The sequence below is a fragment of the Actinoallomurus oryzae genome, from assembly GCF_039541955.1.
Lineage (GTDB): Bacteria > Actinomycetota > Actinomycetes > Streptosporangiales > Streptosporangiaceae > Actinoallomurus > Actinoallomurus oryzae.
Genome location: NZ_BAABHF010000024.1, coordinates 291,731 through 307,537 on the forward strand (window position 1 = coordinate 291,731; position 15,807 = coordinate 307,537).

The following is a 15,807-nucleotide window of genomic DNA, read 5'->3' on the forward strand; positions in this document are numbered from 1 at the left end:
GAGGCGGTCAGGAGGCCACGGGGCGGGCGAGGTCCGGCAGGACCTCACCCGTCGCGATCTCGGCCAGCGACGAGCCGGGCACCACGAGCTTGGAGCGGCGCACGCCGCTGCCGACCACGACGTACGGCTGCTCGACGACCGCCGCGTCCACGAGCACCGGCCATGCCGCCGGGAGCCCGAACGGGGTGATCCCGCCGTACTCCATCGCGGTCTCCGACACCGCCTGGTCCTGGGGCGCGAACGACGCCTTGCGCGCGTCGAGGTGCCGGCGGACCACGCCGTTGACGTCGGCGCGGGTCGTCGCCAGCACCACGCAGCCGGCGAGGCGCACGTCACCGCCCCGTTTGCCCGCGACGATCACGCAGTTGGCGGATGCTTCGAGCGGCACGCCGTACCGCTCGCAGAACGCGGCCGTGTCGGCGAGCTCGGGATCGATCTCGGCGACCTGGAAGGAGCCCTCGCCCTTCCAGCCGCGCAGCGCCTCGGCGACGGGCGCGGCGAGCAGGTCGGTGCGGTCGAGGGCGGGCTCGAGTGTCAGTCCCCACATGTGTCGAACCCTCTCACAGGGCGGAGATGGAGGCGGGCGCGCGCTCCGCGCGGCTGAGGCCGCGGAGCACGCTGACGGCGCCGTGCCGGCGGATCGCGATGCGGGACAGCAGGTCGATGACGGTCTCGACGGCCTCGGCGGGCAGCTCGGGCGTTGACACGCCGACGCTGCAGGCGAGGTCGTCACTGTGCACCACGACCTCCAGCAGCCGGCTCGTGACGAAGTCGTCCAGCGTGAGGGAGACCGCCCAGCCCGAGCGGCGTACCCGCCGCGACGGCGCGGCCGGCAGCGCGACGCGCAGCTCCGCGACGGCCGCCGCGGCCCGCTCGGCGAGCGCCCGCGGGCCGTCGGAGGCGTCCTTCTCCCCCTTGGCGCGGATGCCCTCGTTGAACGCGTCGTCCAGGTCCGAGCCGATCCAGCTCGCCCGCGCGTAGTAGTCGTGGATCGAGACGATCTCCTCGGCCGCCTCCGGGCCCTCGAGGGCGTCGCGGACGAAGAAGATCTGCGCCGCCAGGTGCCCGGCCAGGCCCCGTACGCTGAACTCGGCCAGGGCGCTCGGCTCCTCCCACGCGGCGGCCACCTCCGGGGCGGCCAGCAGGGCCGCCGCCGCCGAGGCGGCGTCGAGGAAACGCTGTCTGGACGCGGTCACGCGATGTCTCCGTCTCGTCAGCCGTAGTGCTGGCCGGTGCAGCCGACGCTGCCGCCGATGGTCGCCAGGATGCCGAGCACCGACATGATCTGACCGTAGTCGTCGCTGGTGAACTCCACCGAGCGGGTGCCCGCGCGCTTGACGCCGGGGATCATCTCGCACGACTCGGCCATCGACGTCGACGCCCAGTCGATGCCGAGCGTGTACGGCGCCTCGACCACGTAGGGGCGGAACCGGTCGAGGTCGCGCAGCGCGCGGGCGGCCGCGGCGCGGATCAGCGACTGGGCCCGCGCGGGCGGCAGCACCTCGGCGGAGTAGCGGTCGATGCCCTTCTTCACCTCGACCGTCTCCACGTCGCCGAGCAGCACACGGGCCTCGGCGCAGGCCGCCTCGTCGCCGGTGACCAGCACCACGGGCACGCCCATCGAGCCGGCCAGGCCGGCGATCAGCCCGATCTCGCCGCAGACCTCGCCGTTGAGGTAGAGGTTCTGGATCTCATAGCCCATCCACGTGTGGTTGAGCACGCCGTGCGGCACGCCGGCGCGGGCGTGGTAGCCGACGAACATGGCCGCGTCGTGCGACGGGCCGATGCCCTGGCCCATCCGCAGCGGGCGGTACGGCCCGCGGATCAGCGTGCACCGCTCGTCGATGAGGTCGGCGCGGATGTTCTTGGTGCTGCCGTGCGCGTCGGTGACGACGACGTCACCCGCGCCGGCCTCGTACGCCCCGGCGACCGCGGCGTTCGCGTCCGCGGTCATCAGCTCGCAGCCGCGTTCGTACCCGCGGCCCCCGGCGCGCATCTCGTCCGGATCGGTGAGCCCGGAGACGCCCTCCATGTCGACCGACACGAAAACCCTCATGTGGAGAACCCCCCTCGCGATACGGCAACCACGACCGTACCGCGAGGAGGGTGGATGGTTCACCCGGTCACGGTCAGGGTGCGCGTTCCGGTCACGCCTCCGCTGGTGACCGAAACCGTCGCCGTGCCCGGCCGATGCGCGGTCAGCGCGCCGGTGGACCGGTCGACCGAGACCACACGTGGGTCGCTGGAGCTCCACACGTGCGACGCGGGGTCGGCGATCGGCAGGGTGAGCGAGGGCAGGTTGTCACCGCCGACGGCCGTGCCGGTCGCGGTGAGCGTCGCCTTCGCCCCCGCCGCGAGCGACGACGGCCCGGTCACCGCGATCGAGGCGAGCACCGGCTCGACGGTGAAGCGGAACGTGCCCGACGGCGTGACGTGGATCAGGCCGAAGTGGTAGAAGCCGCCCCTGTCCGCCGAGGCGTACGCGGGCATGCCGAGGTCGGCGAAGGTGAGCTGCGGCACACCGTCGGCCGACGGCTGCCCGAGCGGGTCCAGCACCTGCTCGGCGAAGCCGCGCGCGTGCCCGTACAGCATGATCACGTGGGTGCCGCGGTGCCTCTGCTGGTACCGCTGGATGAGCCGCAGGTACATCCGGGCCTCCCAGCGGTCGCCGAACTGGCTGTTGGCCTCCGGGTGCGGGTCGTACGCCGGCTCGTGCGTGATGACCATGAGCGCCTTCGACCGGTTCGCGGTGAGCTGTTTCACGAGCCACGGGTACTGCGCCTCGGCCGGCCGCTGGTACGCGTCGGAGGACAGCAGGCCGCCGTGGGCGTTGTCGGTGACGATGACGTTCGCGGCGCCCGCGGTGTAGGCGTAGTGCGTGTCGCCGAAGACCTGCGCGAAGTTCGCGTTCTCCGGCAGGACGCCCTGGCTGATCTCGTGGTTGCCGACCACGTCGCGGCACGGCACGCCGAGAGCCTTCATCTTCTGGTCGGCGTACGCCAGGTCGGCGGGTTGCCCGTCGTCGGACATGTCACCGAGGAACTGCGCGCGGTCCACGTTCAGCCCCGGCGCGCGCTCGGCGATCGCGGCCATGACGTGACCGGCGGCCGAGCCGGGGTCCGAGGCGACCATGTGGGCGTCGTCGCCGGTCAGCAGCGTGGTGCCGCCCCGCCCGAAGTCCTTCGCGCTCTCCTCGTACGACAGCCAGGAGGGGTTCTTCGGGATCGGTGTGTACGGCGGCGCGGTGACCGGGCGCGGCGAGTAGAGCGCCTGCAGGCCGCTGACGTTGAGGGTGCCGCTCATGGTCGTCGGCGCGTTGATGCCCAGGAAGTCGATGAAGCTGATCTTCAGCGGGAACTTCAGGCCGGGCGGGAGCTGGGCGACGACGAGCCGCCAGTCCTTCCAGGTCACGGTCGTCGGGTAGAGGGTCGTGGTGAGGCCGTCGGCACCGATGTAGGACTCGGCCAGGTTGATGCCGCTGCCGTCGCCCTTGACCCACAGGCCGATGCCGGTCGGATTCCTGCCCTCGGAGTCGGTCTCGGCCTGGAGCGTCGTCTTCGACGAGAGGACGAGTTGCTTGACGCCGGAGCCGCCGGGCACCGTGTAGGTGAGTCGCAGCGAGCCGGACGCCGTGGACCCGGGCGGTACGACGCCGCTCGCGAGGCTCAGGTCGGCGGGCTGCCCGGTGGTGTTGCGCAGGTTCCAGCCGGCGGGGTCGCTCATCTCGTCGATGGGCGCCGACACGCTGCCGACCGCGACCGTGGTGCTCGCCGAGGCGCCGCCCGCCGTCGCGGTCACGGTGGCGAGGCCGGATCCGCCGGCGGCCGCGGTGAACAGCCCGTGCGCGTCGACCGTGCCCAGGTTGGCCGGGGTGACCGTCCAGTGCGCCGTCTCGGCCGGGATCGGGACCGAGCCGTTGCCGGTCAGGGTGAACTGCTGGGTGGCCCCGTTGACGGTGTCGGGCTCGTCCGGGCCGATCGCGAGGGAGTCCAGCTTCGACAGCACGTGCAGCGGCTCGGTGGTCGTCACGTGGCCGTCGCGGGCGATGATGACGCCGTCGCCGGCGCGCCGGGCGGTCAGCGTGCCGTTCTGCCAGGTGGCCAGGGAGGACGGCTCGACCCGTACCTCGGGCGTGCCGGTCGCCGGGTTCCACGCGGCGTCGGTGGCGTAGACGGGGACGTCCGCCGTCGCGCCCGGCACGGTCGTGACCGGCGTGCCGTCGTTGATCACCACCTTGCGGGCCGCGCCCGCGGCCTTGGCGGTCGAGTAGACGAACAGGCCGTTGGCGACGGGCCGCTCGTGGCCGTCCGAGGGCGCGTTCATCACGGACGGCTTCGTGTCGCCCGGCTTGCGGGCGACGAGTTCGCTGGAGCCTCCCCCGTCGAACAGGATCGCGCTGTCGGCGCCGTGGGCGAGCAGGTATCCGGTCGCCTCGTCGGGCGTGACGCCCGAGGCGACCGACTCCCCGGCGCGCCCATCGAGCACCACGAACGTCGCGTGCCGGCCGTCCTTGCTCAGGCCGATGGCGGTCTCGGGGTTGCGGCCGGGGTTGGCGCCCCCGGGCGGCGTGCCGGCCGGGTCCTTGTACGCCTTGCCGTCCTTGATCAGGACGGTCGCGCCGCTGATCATCTCTTTCAGGTCCGGCGTCTTCTCGCTGAGCTTCAGCGTGTCGCCGGGGTGCACGTTCGCGGACAGCCACTGGCCGCCCGCGCCGGCGCCGGCCAGGCCCTCCTGCCCGGCCGTGAGCCGCGGGATCGATGTGGCCCCGGGCGTGACGCTGTCGACGGTGAGGGTGTCGCCGTCCGCGTGGCCGAGCACGAACGTCGACGCCGCCACGGCGGTGGGTCCGCCGAGGTCCGGGGTGACCTTGCCGACGCCGCCCTTGCCGATGTCGGTGACGGTGTTCACCGAGGTTATGGCGTGCGTGGCCGCGCCGTCGGCGACGGTGCCCGTGTAGGACTGCGGGCCGATGACCATGCTGCCGTCCGGCCGTACGCCGAGCTGGGCGTTGAAGCCGGGCTGAGGGCTCTTGAGCAGCCGCCCGCCGGCGATGACGCCGCCGGTCGGGCGTCCGGTGGCGTTGATGTCGAAGTAGTCGCCGTTGATCCCGGCGACGGCGCCCGTACGGTTCGCCATCGAGGTGACGGTCTCATCGGCGGGGTAGGTGATCTGGTTCCCCGCCTCCACCGCGCCGACGCGTACGTTTTGGTCGCCCAGGTCGACGTCGAGCACCTGCGAGTGCTGGCGCCCGCCGACCGCGTCGTAGGTCTCGGAGTAGACGTCGACGCCGTGGGTGACCGGCGTTCGCGAGGTGTGGCTCTGGTCGACCACGACCGGCCAGAAGTCCGGGGTCTTCGGCAGCCAGCCGGCGGCGTCCGTCGCCGCGTGAGCCTGCCCGGGTGGCCCGAGGGCCGTCAGAGCCGCCGAGAGTACGGCGGCCAGGGTGATCCTGCCGAGACGGTTCGCCGCGAGCACGGCGCCTCCCATGAAGTTCTCAAAAGCCGCGATATGGCACACAAACCACAGCAGCAATTTCTTTACGGGAGGCGACTCTTGATCGGCAAGTTTCCTACGAACGGATGACCGCCCGTGGTCAGTCCCCTTGCCGGACCGGCCCCGCCGTGGGCCCCGAGGTCATCGGCGCGGGAAACCGCTGCCGGAAGGCGCGCAGCAGGCCGGCAGGACCGTCAGGGCGAGGGAGGCGGCGAAGCCGATCCGCAAGGCGGCCCGCCTCGCCGCTGCCCACGGCCCGGGCCGTGGCCAGACCGGCCGCGAGGTCGGCGAAGGCCCGCCGGGCGGCCGGGAGAAGTTCGCGGCCCGCCGGGGTGAGCGTGACGTTCCTAGGCCGTATTAGACGTATCCGTGCTGGTCCCCTTAGCGTTCGGCGCATGACAGAGCGACGCGCGATCCTCAGCGGCTCGACCTTCGAGGAGCAGATCGGCTATGCCCGCGCCGTGGTCGACGGCGATCGGGTCCATGTGTCCGGGACGACCGGGTTCGACTACACCACCATGACGATCTCCGATGACGTGGTGGAGCAGGCCGAGCAGTGCCTGCGCAACATCGAGGCCGCGCTGGCCGAGGCGAAGTGCACCTTCGCCGACGTGGTGCGGGTGCGCTATCTGCTGCCCGACCGGGCCGACTTCGAGCCCTGCTGGCCGGTGCTGCGCCGCCGCTTCGGCGACGTACGGCCGGCCGCCACGATGCTCGTGTGCGGTCTCGCCGACCCCCGCATGAAGATCGAGATCGAGGTGGACGCGCGACGGCCGTGAGACGGGCGGGTCAGGCGCCGGTGACCAGGCGGCGCAGGGCCTCGGCGGCGCGGGCGTCCGCCTCGGCCTGGGCGACCAGCTCGCGGGCCAGCGTCTGGACCCACGCGTCCAGGCTCACCTGGTCGCGGGACAGCACCACGCCGCGTACCTCGTGATGGACCTCGGCGACCGGCCGGTGACCGCCCGTCAGCGAGAGGGTGCGCTCGCCCAGCCGGACCACGATCCGGCTGGGGTGGCCCTGGCGGCCCTTGAGACGGTCGCCGAGGCTCCGCTCGTACTCGACCGTCACGCTGCCCGGCGGGAGGGCGTCGGCCAGGGTCACCGTGAGCACACGCGCGTAGGTGGCGACGTCCGCCGCGTCCTGCCGCAGCGCGGCGGCCACCATGTCGAATTCCATGACCACCAGTGAATCAGCGGTCGAGGCCGAGCACCATCTGCGGCTTGGCGATCACGTGATCGGCGCGCAGCGGGCGTACGGCGGTGCCGATGGCGAAGAACTCCATCGTGTGGCCGCCCCACTGGTGGTGGAACTGGTCCAGGTACACCCCGACGATGCCCTCGGCGTGCAGCGCCTGGCCCTCGGCCTGCATGCGGCTCATCGCCAGCTCCCGCGCGTCGTACAGGGCCTGGGTGAACTCCGGGATCTCGACGTTCTGCCCCATGCTGCCGAGCACCGACCCGAGCCGCCGGTGGGCGACGTGGTACACACACGTGCCCATCACCATGCCCAGCGGGGCGTAGCCCGCCTGGATGAGGGTCCAGAAGTCCTGGCCGTTCAGGTCGGAGGTGAACGGCTGGTTCTTGTTGTTGCGCCAGTTCTGGGAGGTGTCGTCGGCCTTGACCGCGGTGCCGATGGCGATGAACTCGGCGATGTCGCTGCCGAAGTCGCGGAACTCCACGCGCAGGCGCACCCCGACGATTCCGTCCGCGCCGAGCTGGTCGGCCTCGGCCTCCATGCGGGTCATCGCCAACTCACGCGCGTGGTACATCGCGCCGGACAGCTGGTCGAGCTCCATGTTCTTGCTCCACCGGCCGACCTGGATGCCGACGTGGTAGATCGAGCTGCCCAGCACCAGGCCGAGCGGCCGGAAGCCCGCCTCGCGGACCAGCAGGAACTCGTTGACGGACAGGTCGCTGGTGAACAGTGCCCCGGGGGCGCCCGGCCGTAGCTCGGCGAGGCGTGCCATCGCGTCGGCGGGGACTCCCTGGGAAACCGGATCGGTCATAAGACCTCCTTCGTCGGCCTCATGACCAACGGTGCTGTGCTTGCCGATTCCCTCGCTTCGCTCGGTCATGTGGCTACAACCTCATGATCGTCAGCGAGGAGGGCGGGTGGTGGGACGTACGGAACTCGGCGACGGCGGTGCCGATGACCGTCGTCTCGACGACGTGGTCGTGCTGCTTGTCGTTGTAGGAGCATTCGCGCCCGCTCACGCGCAGGTCGATGCCGGACACCACGACGCCGTCGGCGCCGGTCCGCGCGGTGTCGGACATGAAGTGCGCGCGTGCCTCGTGCCGGGTGACCGAGACCAGCTCGGTCCAGCCCATCACCTCCTGGGCGGGGGCGAACGTCCCGGTCGACCAGCCGGTGCGCCAGTCGTCGTGGCGTACGCCCACCGAGGCGCCCATCACCAGGTCGACCGGCACCCAGCCGGCCTGGATGAGCTTGGCGAAGTCCTGGCCGCTCAGATGCGACATGAAGACCCGGCCGGGCCGTACGGGACCGGCCGCGCGCACGGCCGTGCCGACCGCCTGGAACTCCAGGTGGTGTGAGGCCCCCTGGAACGGCGCGATCGTGAGCTCGACCGCGACGACGCCGTCGCCGCCGAGCGCCGCGCACTCCGCGGCCATGCGGCTCATCGCGGCGTGCCGGGCGCGGTAGAGCGTGTCGACGTACGCGCCGTACCCGCTCCAGGCCCCCTGCATGCCCGAGGTGATGGTCACGGCGGTGCCCGACCCGAAGAGCCCGCCGCGGTAGCCGCAGTCGGCCCGCGCGCGGTACCACCAGCCGAGGTTGTGGACCGTGCTGCCCATCACCTGGCCGACCGGTTCGAACCCGATGGAGCGCAGGCCGGCGAACTCACCGACGCTCAGGCTGGAGGTCCACGTGCCGGCCTGCCGTGCCTGGCCGAGCCGGGCCATGGCGACCGGCGGCAACTGCGGCTGGACCACGCTCACCTCCTGGTCTTCGGTACGGGTCCACGAGCTGTGACGTACGGGACGGGAGGCAGGTTCCGCTCAGCGGCCGGTGAACTTGGCCTTTCCCGGTCCCTCCTCGACGAAGCTGCGCATCCCGATCTTCTGGTCATCGGTGGCGAACAGGCCGGAGAAGTGCAGCCGCTCGATCTCCAGACCGGTGGCGAGGTCGGCCTCCAGGCCCGCGTCGACGGCCTGCTTGGCGGCGCGCAGCGCCGCCGCGGGACCGCCGGCGTACCGCGCGGCCATCTCCCTGGCCGCCTCGTACACCTCGGCGTCCGGCACGACCTTGTCGACGAGCCCGAGCGCGAGGGCCTCGTCCGCCGGGACGTGGCGGCCCGTGAAGATCAGGTCCTTGGCACGGGACGGGCCGATCAGCCGCGGCAGCCGCTGCGTGCCTCCGGCGCCGGGGATGACGCCGAGCAGGATCTCCGGCTGCCCCACCTTCGCCGACTCGCCGGCGACGCGGAAGTCGGCGCACAGCGCGAGCTCCAGGCCGCCGCCGAGCGCGTACCCGGTGATCGCGGCCACGACCGGCGCGCCGATCGCGGCGACGGCGTCCAGCCCCCTCTGGAGGGCGCGGCAGTGCTCGGCCGCCTCGACGTAGGACAGCTCGGCCATCTCCTTGATGTCCGCGCCGGCCGCGAAGACGCGCTCGCCGCCGTAAAGGACCACCGCGCGCACGGCCGGGTCGGCGTCGGCGGCACGTGCCGCCTCGGCCAGCTCGTCGCGCAACCGCGCGTTGATGGCGTTCATCTTGGGCCGGTCCAGCCGGATCGTCGCCACCGCGCCGGAGACCTCGAGACGCACGAACTCCCCCACTGCCCCTCCCAAATGATCGACTGCGCTGCGTCCGCGAGCCTAACGCGCGACGCGCTCCTGGCGTAACGGCAGGTCAACCCGGCGCAGTCACCTCTTCCGTCAGGAGGCCCGGGATCGCTACTGTTCAGCCGCTCATCTTTGATCATTGAATGGAACACCGCCATGCCGGGCGAGCCCGACCACCTTTCCTTCGACGAGGACTTCGTCAACAGCGCAGCGTTCACCGAACCATCGGCACGGGAGCGCGGCAGGCGCCCCGGATGGCGGAAGCGCCGGCGGCTCGCCCGCGCGGAACGACGGCGACGCCGGGCGGCGGGGCGGCAGCGGCCCGGCACCGGCTCGCGGGCGAAAACGACCGTCACGGTGCTCGTGGTCCTCGTCGCGTGCGCCGCGGTCGGCGCGCTCGGCTGGAAGGTCCGCGGTGGCCGGGGCCTGTCCCCGGAGACGACGCCGGTTCGGAGGGGCGCGGTTCCGACGCTGAGCGCCACCGATCCGTTCGAGGGCTCGCCCGCCGCGTCGTACGCCGACGGCGCCGCCGGCATCACGCCGCCGCCCGCGACCGCGACGGGCGGCCTGTCCGCGCGCAACGTCGAGGCGGCGTACGCGAGGACCAGGAAGCGCCTCGTCGCGGCGGGGCTGGACCGGCGGACACTGCTCGGCGGCAGCCCCGACGCCCTCGCCCGGGCGGTGGGCCCGGACGAGCGGTCCTACTTCGTCAACAACCTCAACAATCCCGACCTCGACAAGCGCACCCGCTCGTGGGCCGTGACGTTCGCGCCGAACACCGCCGCCCTCTCCGGCCCGGTCATCAAGGTGCACGGCACCATGTCGGCGCACCCGTCGACCGTCTCCGGCGTGCGCGGCGCGGGTGTGCGGTTCGACTACCTGTTCGTCTATCCGATCCAACGGCCCGGCGCCCCCGCCACGCTGGAGCGGCTCGTGGTGCGGCTCAGCGGCGAACTCGTCTTCTACTCACGCGGCGGCACCCTGCACGGCCACACCTCCCGTTGGGAGGTCTTCTCCGACCCGGCCCGGTGCGACGTACGCGACGGGTTCATCCATCCGAGCTACCACGACTCGGCGCCGGAGCGGTCGCCCAGGACCGGATCGGTACGGGACCCGTACGACCAGTCCCGGCCGGTGACGGGCGACGAGAAGTGCTACCGCTCGTCCGGAACCTGACCGGTACGCCGTCACGGGCCGCGGGAGTCGGAGGCGGCTGGTAGCTTCGCCGGGGTCCGTCACGTTGGGAGGCACGGGGGATGCTGGTCGCGCACGCCGCCTGGCACGGCGGTGCGCTGTGCCTGTGGGCGGAGGACCCCGCGCTGCCGGCGACCACGCGTGTCCGCGTCACTCCACGGCCGCACCCGTTCGCCGCGGCCGACTTCGCCGGCACCTCCTACGCCGGGCTCACGGCCGGGGCCATGCGGGTCACGTTGCCGCTGCTCCTGCCCGGCTCGGCCGGCGGCCCGCTGCCCTCACCGGAGCTGGCCCGCGAGCCGTCCGCCAAGCGTCCCGCCGCCCATCTGTGGCGCGTGCCGGCGCTGGCCCTCGACCCGTTCGCCGCGATGGCCCTGCTCTCGCCCTCCGGCGACACCGCCGACGACGTCGTACGCGGCGCCGACCTGCGGTTCTTCGCGCTCGTCGCCGACGAGGCGATGCACCTCGCCGGGCGCGGCCGGGTGCTGCCCGCGCTCGTACGCGAGGACGGCGACCTGACCGCCCGCTGGCGGCCGGTGATCACCGGCGCGGACGCCGAGCGGTTCCGCGAGCTGGCCCACGCGATGCCGCCCGCCTGCCGCGCCGCCGACGGCGGGCGTCCCGCGGCGGAGCTGCTGCTGGAGGCGCTGACCGGCCTGACCGACGCGGCGGTGCGCGGCATCGTCCCGCACCCGCTGCTGCCCGAGCGCACCGGCCGGGTGCCCGACCGGCTGCCGCTCGCCGAACGCTGGGCGGCGGCGCTGACCGGCCCGGATCCGGCCGTGGCACGCGAGCCGGGCGACGATCCGGCCGCCCTCGCCGACGCCCTCGACGACTGGGCGGCGGCCGCGAGCCGTCCGTCGGGCCCGCTGCGCGTCTGCTTCCGGCTCGCCGAGCCGCCCGAGGACGATCCCGGCGGGCCGTGGTCGGTGCAGTTCGCGCTGCAGGGCACCGACGACCCGAGCCTCTACGTACCGGCCGCCGCGATCTGGACCGGCGAGGTCACCTCGGTCGCCGACGCCGAGGAGACGCTCCTCGCCGGCCTGGGCCGGGCGCTGCGGCTCTATCCGTCGATCGCCGAGGCCCTGCGGGTGGCCACGCCGACGAGCGTCACCACGGACGCCGCGGGCGCGTTCGCGTTCCTGCGCGAGGTGGCGCCGCTGCTGTCGGCGGCCGGGTTCGGCGTGCAGCTGCCCCAGTGGGCCGGACGGGCGCGGCTCGGCATGAAGCTGACGACGCGCACCAAGACCGAGTCCTCCGGCGCCACCGCCTCCTCCGGGTTCGGCCTCGGCGACCTCGTCGACTTCCGCTGGGACCTGGCGATCGAGGGCGAGGACATCACCGAGGAGGAGCTGGCCGAGCTGGCCCGGCTGAAGGCGCCGCTGGTCCGGCTGCGCGGCCGCTGGGTCGAGCTGGACGACGCACAGCTCAAGGCGGCGCTGGACTTCCTCAGCCGGGGCCGCGCGGGAGAGATGAGCGCGGCCCAGGCGGTCCGCGCCGCCATCCACGCGGGCGACGACACACTGCCGCTGCTCCAGATCGACGCCGACGGCGCTCTGGGCGACCTGCTGTCCGGCGAGGCCGACCGCCGCCTGGAGCCCATCCCGACCCCGGACGGCTTCGAGGGCACCCTGCGCCCGTACCAGGAACGCGGCCTGGCCTGGCTGTCCTTTTTGGACAGTTTGGGGCTAGGTGCAGTACTTGCAGACGATATGGGATTGGGAAAGTGCGTTTCACCCGAAACTCCCATTTTCGTCGATGGTGCGCCGGCCAAAGCCAAGGACGTATGGGCCCGCTTCGCCGGCCCCGCGGAATCCGACGGCGAAGGCGAATGGGCACGTCCCACCGAGCCCCTGATGACCAACTCACTGGACCAGAGCGGCCGCGTCGTCACGACCGAGATATCGCGCCTGTATCGACAGCACGTCCGCGAGCCGCTACGCCGCCTCACTCTTTCCGATGGCAGTTCGATCACGGTGACCCGCCGTCATCGCTTCCTCGGCCCCAACGGGTGGACGAACGACATCAGCCCCGGCGACCGGCTCTGCGTACCCGCACGGCTGCTTCAGACCGGCCGGCCGGTCGATCCCGATCTGACGGTCCTCCTCGCCTGGCAGATCAGCGAAGGACACGAAGACGAGAACCGGCGCCTCAGGATCACACAGGAGAAGGTCGAGGTCCTTGAAGATCTTCACCGGCGCCTGCTGGGGATAGGGACTCGATTCGCTCTCAGGCTCAACAAGCCGGCCGTACTCGCGCCGACTCCACCCCGCTCCTGCTCGACACTGCGGCTCTGCAGCGAGGCATACGCGCGCTTCCTCGAGGAACGCGGATATCGCTGGGGTCGCGTATCCGCCCGCAAGAAGATCCCCGACTTCATCGTCACGGCGGACGACCACACCGTGCGCCTCTTCCTTCGCCACTACTTCGCCGCCGAAGCCTCGGTGAATGCCAGGACGCGCACGATCGAGATCTCTTCTGCGTCATCGTTCTTGATGCAGCAGCTCTCCACGATGCTTCGACGGTTCGGCATCTGGCTTCGGCTGTCCACAAAAATGAAGCACGCCACTAATGGAACCCGGATCGAACGGCCGTACACCGTAGGGCTGATCGGCGGGTCGAGCGCTCGGCTCTTCCGCGAGCACATCGGCATCGCCGACCCAGAAAAACAGGAAAAGCTCGACAGGGTCTGCGAACTCCCTGCGAACACCAATGTCGAGGGCATACCCGGCAGTGATCTGCTGTCGGCGGCACGCACTCTCACCGGGCTACCGATGCGGCATTTCGGCGTGAAGCCCGTGTACTTCGACGGCAGCCAGCAACTCTCCAAGAACTCGGCGAAGGCTGTTGTCGCGGCGATGGACCGCGTCCTCGACGGCCGGGCTCTGGCCGAGTACTCCGCCCGCCCCAAGAGCAAGTGGACCGCCGCGACACTCACCGCGTACGCGCGGCTCGACCGCGACAAGTTGATCGCCATCCGCGAGACGTTGAACGACCGAGTGGACCGGCAGGTGTTCTACACGACCGTCGTGTCAGTGGACGACGTCGACTACGAGGGCTGGGTCTACGACTTCGAGGTTCCCGAGCACCACAACTACGTCGCGGCGGGGATGTTCTGCCACAACACCGCCCAGACGCTGGCGTTGCTGGAGCGCGGCCGCACGTCGCCCGCCGGAGGACCGACGCTGCTCATCGGGCCGATGTCGCTCATCGGCAACTGGCAGCGGGAGGCGGCGCGGTTCACGCCCAAGCTGCGTGTGTACGTCCACCACGGCGGTGGGCGGCATCGTGGGGAGGATCTGGAGCGGGCCGTGCGCGACGCCGACCTCGTTCTCACCACCTACGGCACGGCCGCCCGCGACCGTGAGGCGCTGGCCGCGATCGAGTGGGACCGCGTGGTCTGCGACGAGGCGCAGGCGCTGAAGAACAGCGGCACCCGGCAGGCGCAGGCGGTGCGGAGCATTCCCGCGCGCGGCCGGCTCGCGCTCACCGGCACGCCCGTCGAGAACCACCTGACCGAGCTGTGGTCGATCATGGAGTTCGCCAACCCGGGTCTGCTCGGGCCGCGGCAGGCGTTCCGCGAGCGGTTCGCCGCGCCGATCGAGGCGCACGGCGACCAGGAGGCCGCGGCGGCGCTCGCCCGGGCCACCGGGCCGTTCATCCTGCGGCGCCTGAAGACCGACAAGTCGATCATCACCGACCTGCCGGAGAAGCAGGAGATCAAGGTCTGGTGCAACCTCACGCCCGAGCAGGCCTCGCTCTACCAGGCGACGGTCGAGGACATGCTCGACCGGATCGCGAACAGCGAGGGCATGGAGCGGCGCGGCCTCGTCCTGGCCACCATGGCCAAGCTCAAACAGGTCTGCAACCACCCCGCCCACCTGCTGAAGGACGGCTCACGGCTGCCCGGCCGCTCGGGAAAGCTGGAGCGCCTGGAGGAGATCTGCGCCGAGGTCGTGGAGCAGGGCGAGAAGGCCCTCGTCTTCACCCAGTACTCGGAGTTCGGCGCGATGCTCCAGCCCCACCTGGAGGCGCGGCTCGACCGGCCGGTGCTGTGGCTGCACGGCGGCACCACCAAGAAACGCCGTGACGAGCTGATCCGCCGGTTCCAGCAGGACGCCGAGCCGTCGGTCTTCCTGCTGTCGCTGAAGGCCGCCGGCACCGGGCTGAACCTCACCGCCGCCAACCACGTGATCCACGTCGACCGCTGGTGGAACCCCGCCGTCGAGGACCAGGCCACCGACCGGGCGTTCCGCATCGGCCAGACCAGGAACGTCCAGGTCCGCAAGTTCATCTGCGTGGGCACCATGGAGGAGCGGGTCGACGAGATGATCGAGCGCAAGAAGGCCCTTGCCGAGCGCATCGTCGGCACCGGCGAGGGCTGGCTCACCGAACTGTCCGTCGCCGAGCTGCGCGACGTCGTACGCCTCGGGTCCGAGGCGGTGAGCGCCTGATGCCGATGTACGGTCCCCCGCGCCCGGTCGAGGGCGGGCTGCGCGCCCGCAGCGAGCGCGGCACGATCGGCGAGGAGTGGTGGTCGCGCCGCTTCATCGACGTGCTGGAGTCCTTCGCCGACAAGGGCCGCCTGAGCCGGGGACGCGCGTACGCCCGCAAGGGCCAGGTGATCGACCTGAAGGTGGACGCGTACGAGGTCACCGCCCGGGTGCAGGGCTCGGAGGCCGATCCGTACGACGTGGCGATCGGCATCGACGCGATCGACGAGCCGACCTGGGCGGCGATCGAGGAGGCGCTGGCCTCGCAGGCGGTCTTCCGCGCGCGGCTGCTGGCGGGCGAGATGCCGCCGGAGATCGAGGACGTCTTCGGTGCGTTCGGCATCCCGCTGTTCCCCGGAGCCTCGGGCGACATGCACATCATGTGCAGCTGCCCCGACTGGGGCGAGCCCTGCAAGCACGCCGCCGCCGTCCTCTACCTCCTGGCCGAGGCGTTCGACGACGATCCCTTCCTGATCCTCGCGTGGAACGGCCGCACCAAAGAACACCTGCTGGCGAGCCTGCGCCGCCTCGACTCGGCCGACGCGGCGGCCGAGGCCGACCCGCTGGAGGTCGAGGAGACGCCGATCGCCGAGCGCCTGGACGACTTCTGGACCCCGGCCGCGGTCCGCGACCGCCCGCCCGCTCCCCCGATGCCGCCGGGCCTGCTGCTGAAGCTCCTCGACCCGCCGAAGGTCAAGGTGCGCCGCAAGGAGCTCACCGACGTGCTCCGCCCCGCGTACGAGGCCCTGTCCGGCCTGAGCGAGGACGAATAGCCCCGGCGGCCGGATCCGTCCGGGAGGGGTCCCGAGCCGTCGGCGTAGTCT

General features: G+C 71.9%; 12 protein-coding genes and 1 pseudogene. 5 read left to right on the forward strand and 8 right to left on the reverse strand.

The genetic code is table 11. From position 1 onward, the window contains the following. Positions 1 to 7 precede the first annotated feature (7 nt). From ABEA10_RS22510 to ABEA10_RS22525, 4 genes are read right to left on the reverse strand one after another with little or no spacing between them, the layout of a single operon-like run. Complete coding sequence (locus tag ABEA10_RS22510; RefSeq protein WP_345466914.1) at positions 8 to 547, reverse strand: YbaK/EbsC family protein; 540 nt, start codon at positions 545 to 547, stop codon at positions 8 to 10. Positions 548 to 560: 13 nt separating this feature from the next. Next, the gene (locus ABEA10_RS22515) at positions 561 to 1,196 is read right to left on the reverse strand and encodes a maleylpyruvate isomerase N-terminal domain-containing protein (RefSeq protein WP_345466916.1); all 636 of its coding nucleotides are present in this window, start codon (positions 1,194 to 1,196) and stop codon (positions 561 to 563) included. A 17-nt stretch (positions 1,197 to 1,213) separates the two neighbouring features. After that, positions 1,214 to 2,056, reverse strand: coding sequence for a M55 family metallopeptidase (locus ABEA10_RS22520; RefSeq protein WP_345466918.1), 843 nt, complete (start codon positions 2,054 to 2,056; stop codon positions 1,214 to 1,216). 59 nt (positions 2,057 to 2,115) lie between these two features. Further along, positions 2,116 to 5,475: a phosphodiester glycosidase family protein gene (locus ABEA10_RS22525; protein WP_345466920.1), complete on the reverse strand. Its 3,360-nt coding sequence runs from the start codon at positions 5,473 to 5,475 to the stop codon at positions 2,116 to 2,118. 413 nt (positions 5,476 to 5,888) lie between these two features. On the opposite strand from ABEA10_RS22525, the gene ABEA10_RS22530 reads away from it, so the two are divergent. After that, positions 5,889 to 6,272, forward strand: coding sequence for a RidA family protein (locus ABEA10_RS22530; RefSeq protein ID WP_345466922.1), 384 nt, complete (start codon positions 5,889 to 5,891; stop codon positions 6,270 to 6,272). A gap of 10 nt (positions 6,273 to 6,282) precedes the next feature. Here ABEA10_RS22530 and ABEA10_RS22535 read toward each other — a convergent pair whose 3' ends face one another. From ABEA10_RS22535 to ABEA10_RS22550, 4 genes are all read right to left on the reverse strand, one after another. Beyond that, the gene (locus tag ABEA10_RS22535; protein WP_345466924.1) at positions 6,283 to 6,669 is read right to left on the reverse strand and encodes a hypothetical protein; all 387 of its coding nucleotides are present in this window, start codon (positions 6,667 to 6,669) and stop codon (positions 6,283 to 6,285) included. Positions 6,670 to 6,682: 13 nt separating this feature from the next. Further along, positions 6,683 to 7,498, reverse strand: a complete 816-nt coding sequence (locus ABEA10_RS22540) for a heavy metal-binding domain-containing protein (protein ID WP_329256178.1) — start codon at positions 7,496 to 7,498, stop codon at positions 6,683 to 6,685. A gap of 73 nt (positions 7,499 to 7,571) precedes the next feature. After that, positions 7,572 to 8,444, reverse strand: coding sequence for a heavy metal-binding domain-containing protein (locus ABEA10_RS22545; protein WP_345466928.1), 873 nt, complete (start codon positions 8,442 to 8,444; stop codon positions 7,572 to 7,574). A 66-nt stretch (positions 8,445 to 8,510) separates the two neighbouring features. Further along, positions 8,511 to 9,290, reverse strand: coding sequence for an enoyl-CoA hydratase/isomerase family protein (locus tag ABEA10_RS22550; RefSeq protein ID WP_345466930.1), 780 nt, complete (start codon positions 9,288 to 9,290; stop codon positions 8,511 to 8,513). 138 nt (positions 9,291 to 9,428) lie between these two features. Here ABEA10_RS22550 and ABEA10_RS22555 point away from each other — a divergent pair, with 138 nt between their 5' ends. The 4 genes and pseudogenes from ABEA10_RS22555 to ABEA10_RS22570 all read left to right on the forward strand — a co-directional run bounded on the left by ABEA10_RS22555 (position 9,429) and on the right by ABEA10_RS22570 (position 15,756). Further along, complete coding sequence (locus ABEA10_RS22555) at positions 9,429 to 10,472, forward strand: SCO2583/SCO2584 N-terminal domain-containing protein (protein WP_345466932.1); 1,044 nt, start codon at positions 9,429 to 9,431, stop codon at positions 10,470 to 10,472. 602 nt (positions 10,473 to 11,074) lie between these two features. Next, positions 11,075 to 11,980: pseudogene (locus ABEA10_RS51220) on the forward strand (SNF2 helicase-associated domain-containing protein); the annotation flags it as partial. Positions 11,981 to 12,346: 366 nt separating this feature from the next. Beyond that, positions 12,347 to 14,944, forward strand: coding sequence for an SNF2-related protein (locus ABEA10_RS51225; protein ID WP_425550946.1), 2,598 nt, complete (start codon positions 12,347 to 12,349; stop codon positions 14,942 to 14,944). Next, positions 14,944 to 15,756, forward strand: coding sequence for an SWIM zinc finger family protein (locus ABEA10_RS22570; protein WP_345466934.1), 813 nt, complete (start codon positions 14,944 to 14,946; stop codon positions 15,754 to 15,756). The genes ABEA10_RS51225 and ABEA10_RS22570 overlap by 1 nt, the downstream gene beginning before the upstream one ends. Positions 15,757 to 15,807: the final 51 nt, after the last annotated feature.

Excerpts from the sequence above, each read along its gene's own strand:
- ABEA10_RS22540 (WP_329256178.1), bottom strand. The coding sequence starts at position 7,498 with ATGACCGATCCGGTTTCCCAGGGAGTCCCCGCCGACGCGATGGCACGC.
- ABEA10_RS51225 (WP_425550946.1), top strand. The coding sequence starts at position 12,347 with ATGACCAACTCACTGGACCAGAGCGGCCGCGTCGTCACGACCGAGATA.
- ABEA10_RS22535 (WP_345466924.1), bottom strand. The coding sequence starts at position 6,669 with ATGGAATTCGACATGGTGGCCGCCGCGCTGCGGCAGGACGCGGCGGAC.
- ABEA10_RS22510 (WP_345466914.1), bottom strand. The coding sequence starts at position 547 with ATGTGGGGACTGACACTCGAGCCCGCCCTCGACCGCACCGACCTGCTC.
- ABEA10_RS22570 (WP_345466934.1), top strand. The coding sequence starts at position 14,944 with ATGCCGATGTACGGTCCCCCGCGCCCGGTCGAGGGCGGGCTGCGCGCC.
- ABEA10_RS22530 (WP_345466922.1), top strand. The coding sequence starts at position 5,889 with ATGACAGAGCGACGCGCGATCCTCAGCGGCTCGACCTTCGAGGAGCAG.
- ABEA10_RS22520 (WP_345466918.1), bottom strand. The coding sequence starts at position 2,056 with ATGAGGGTTTTCGTGTCGGTCGACATGGAGGGCGTCTCCGGGCTCACC.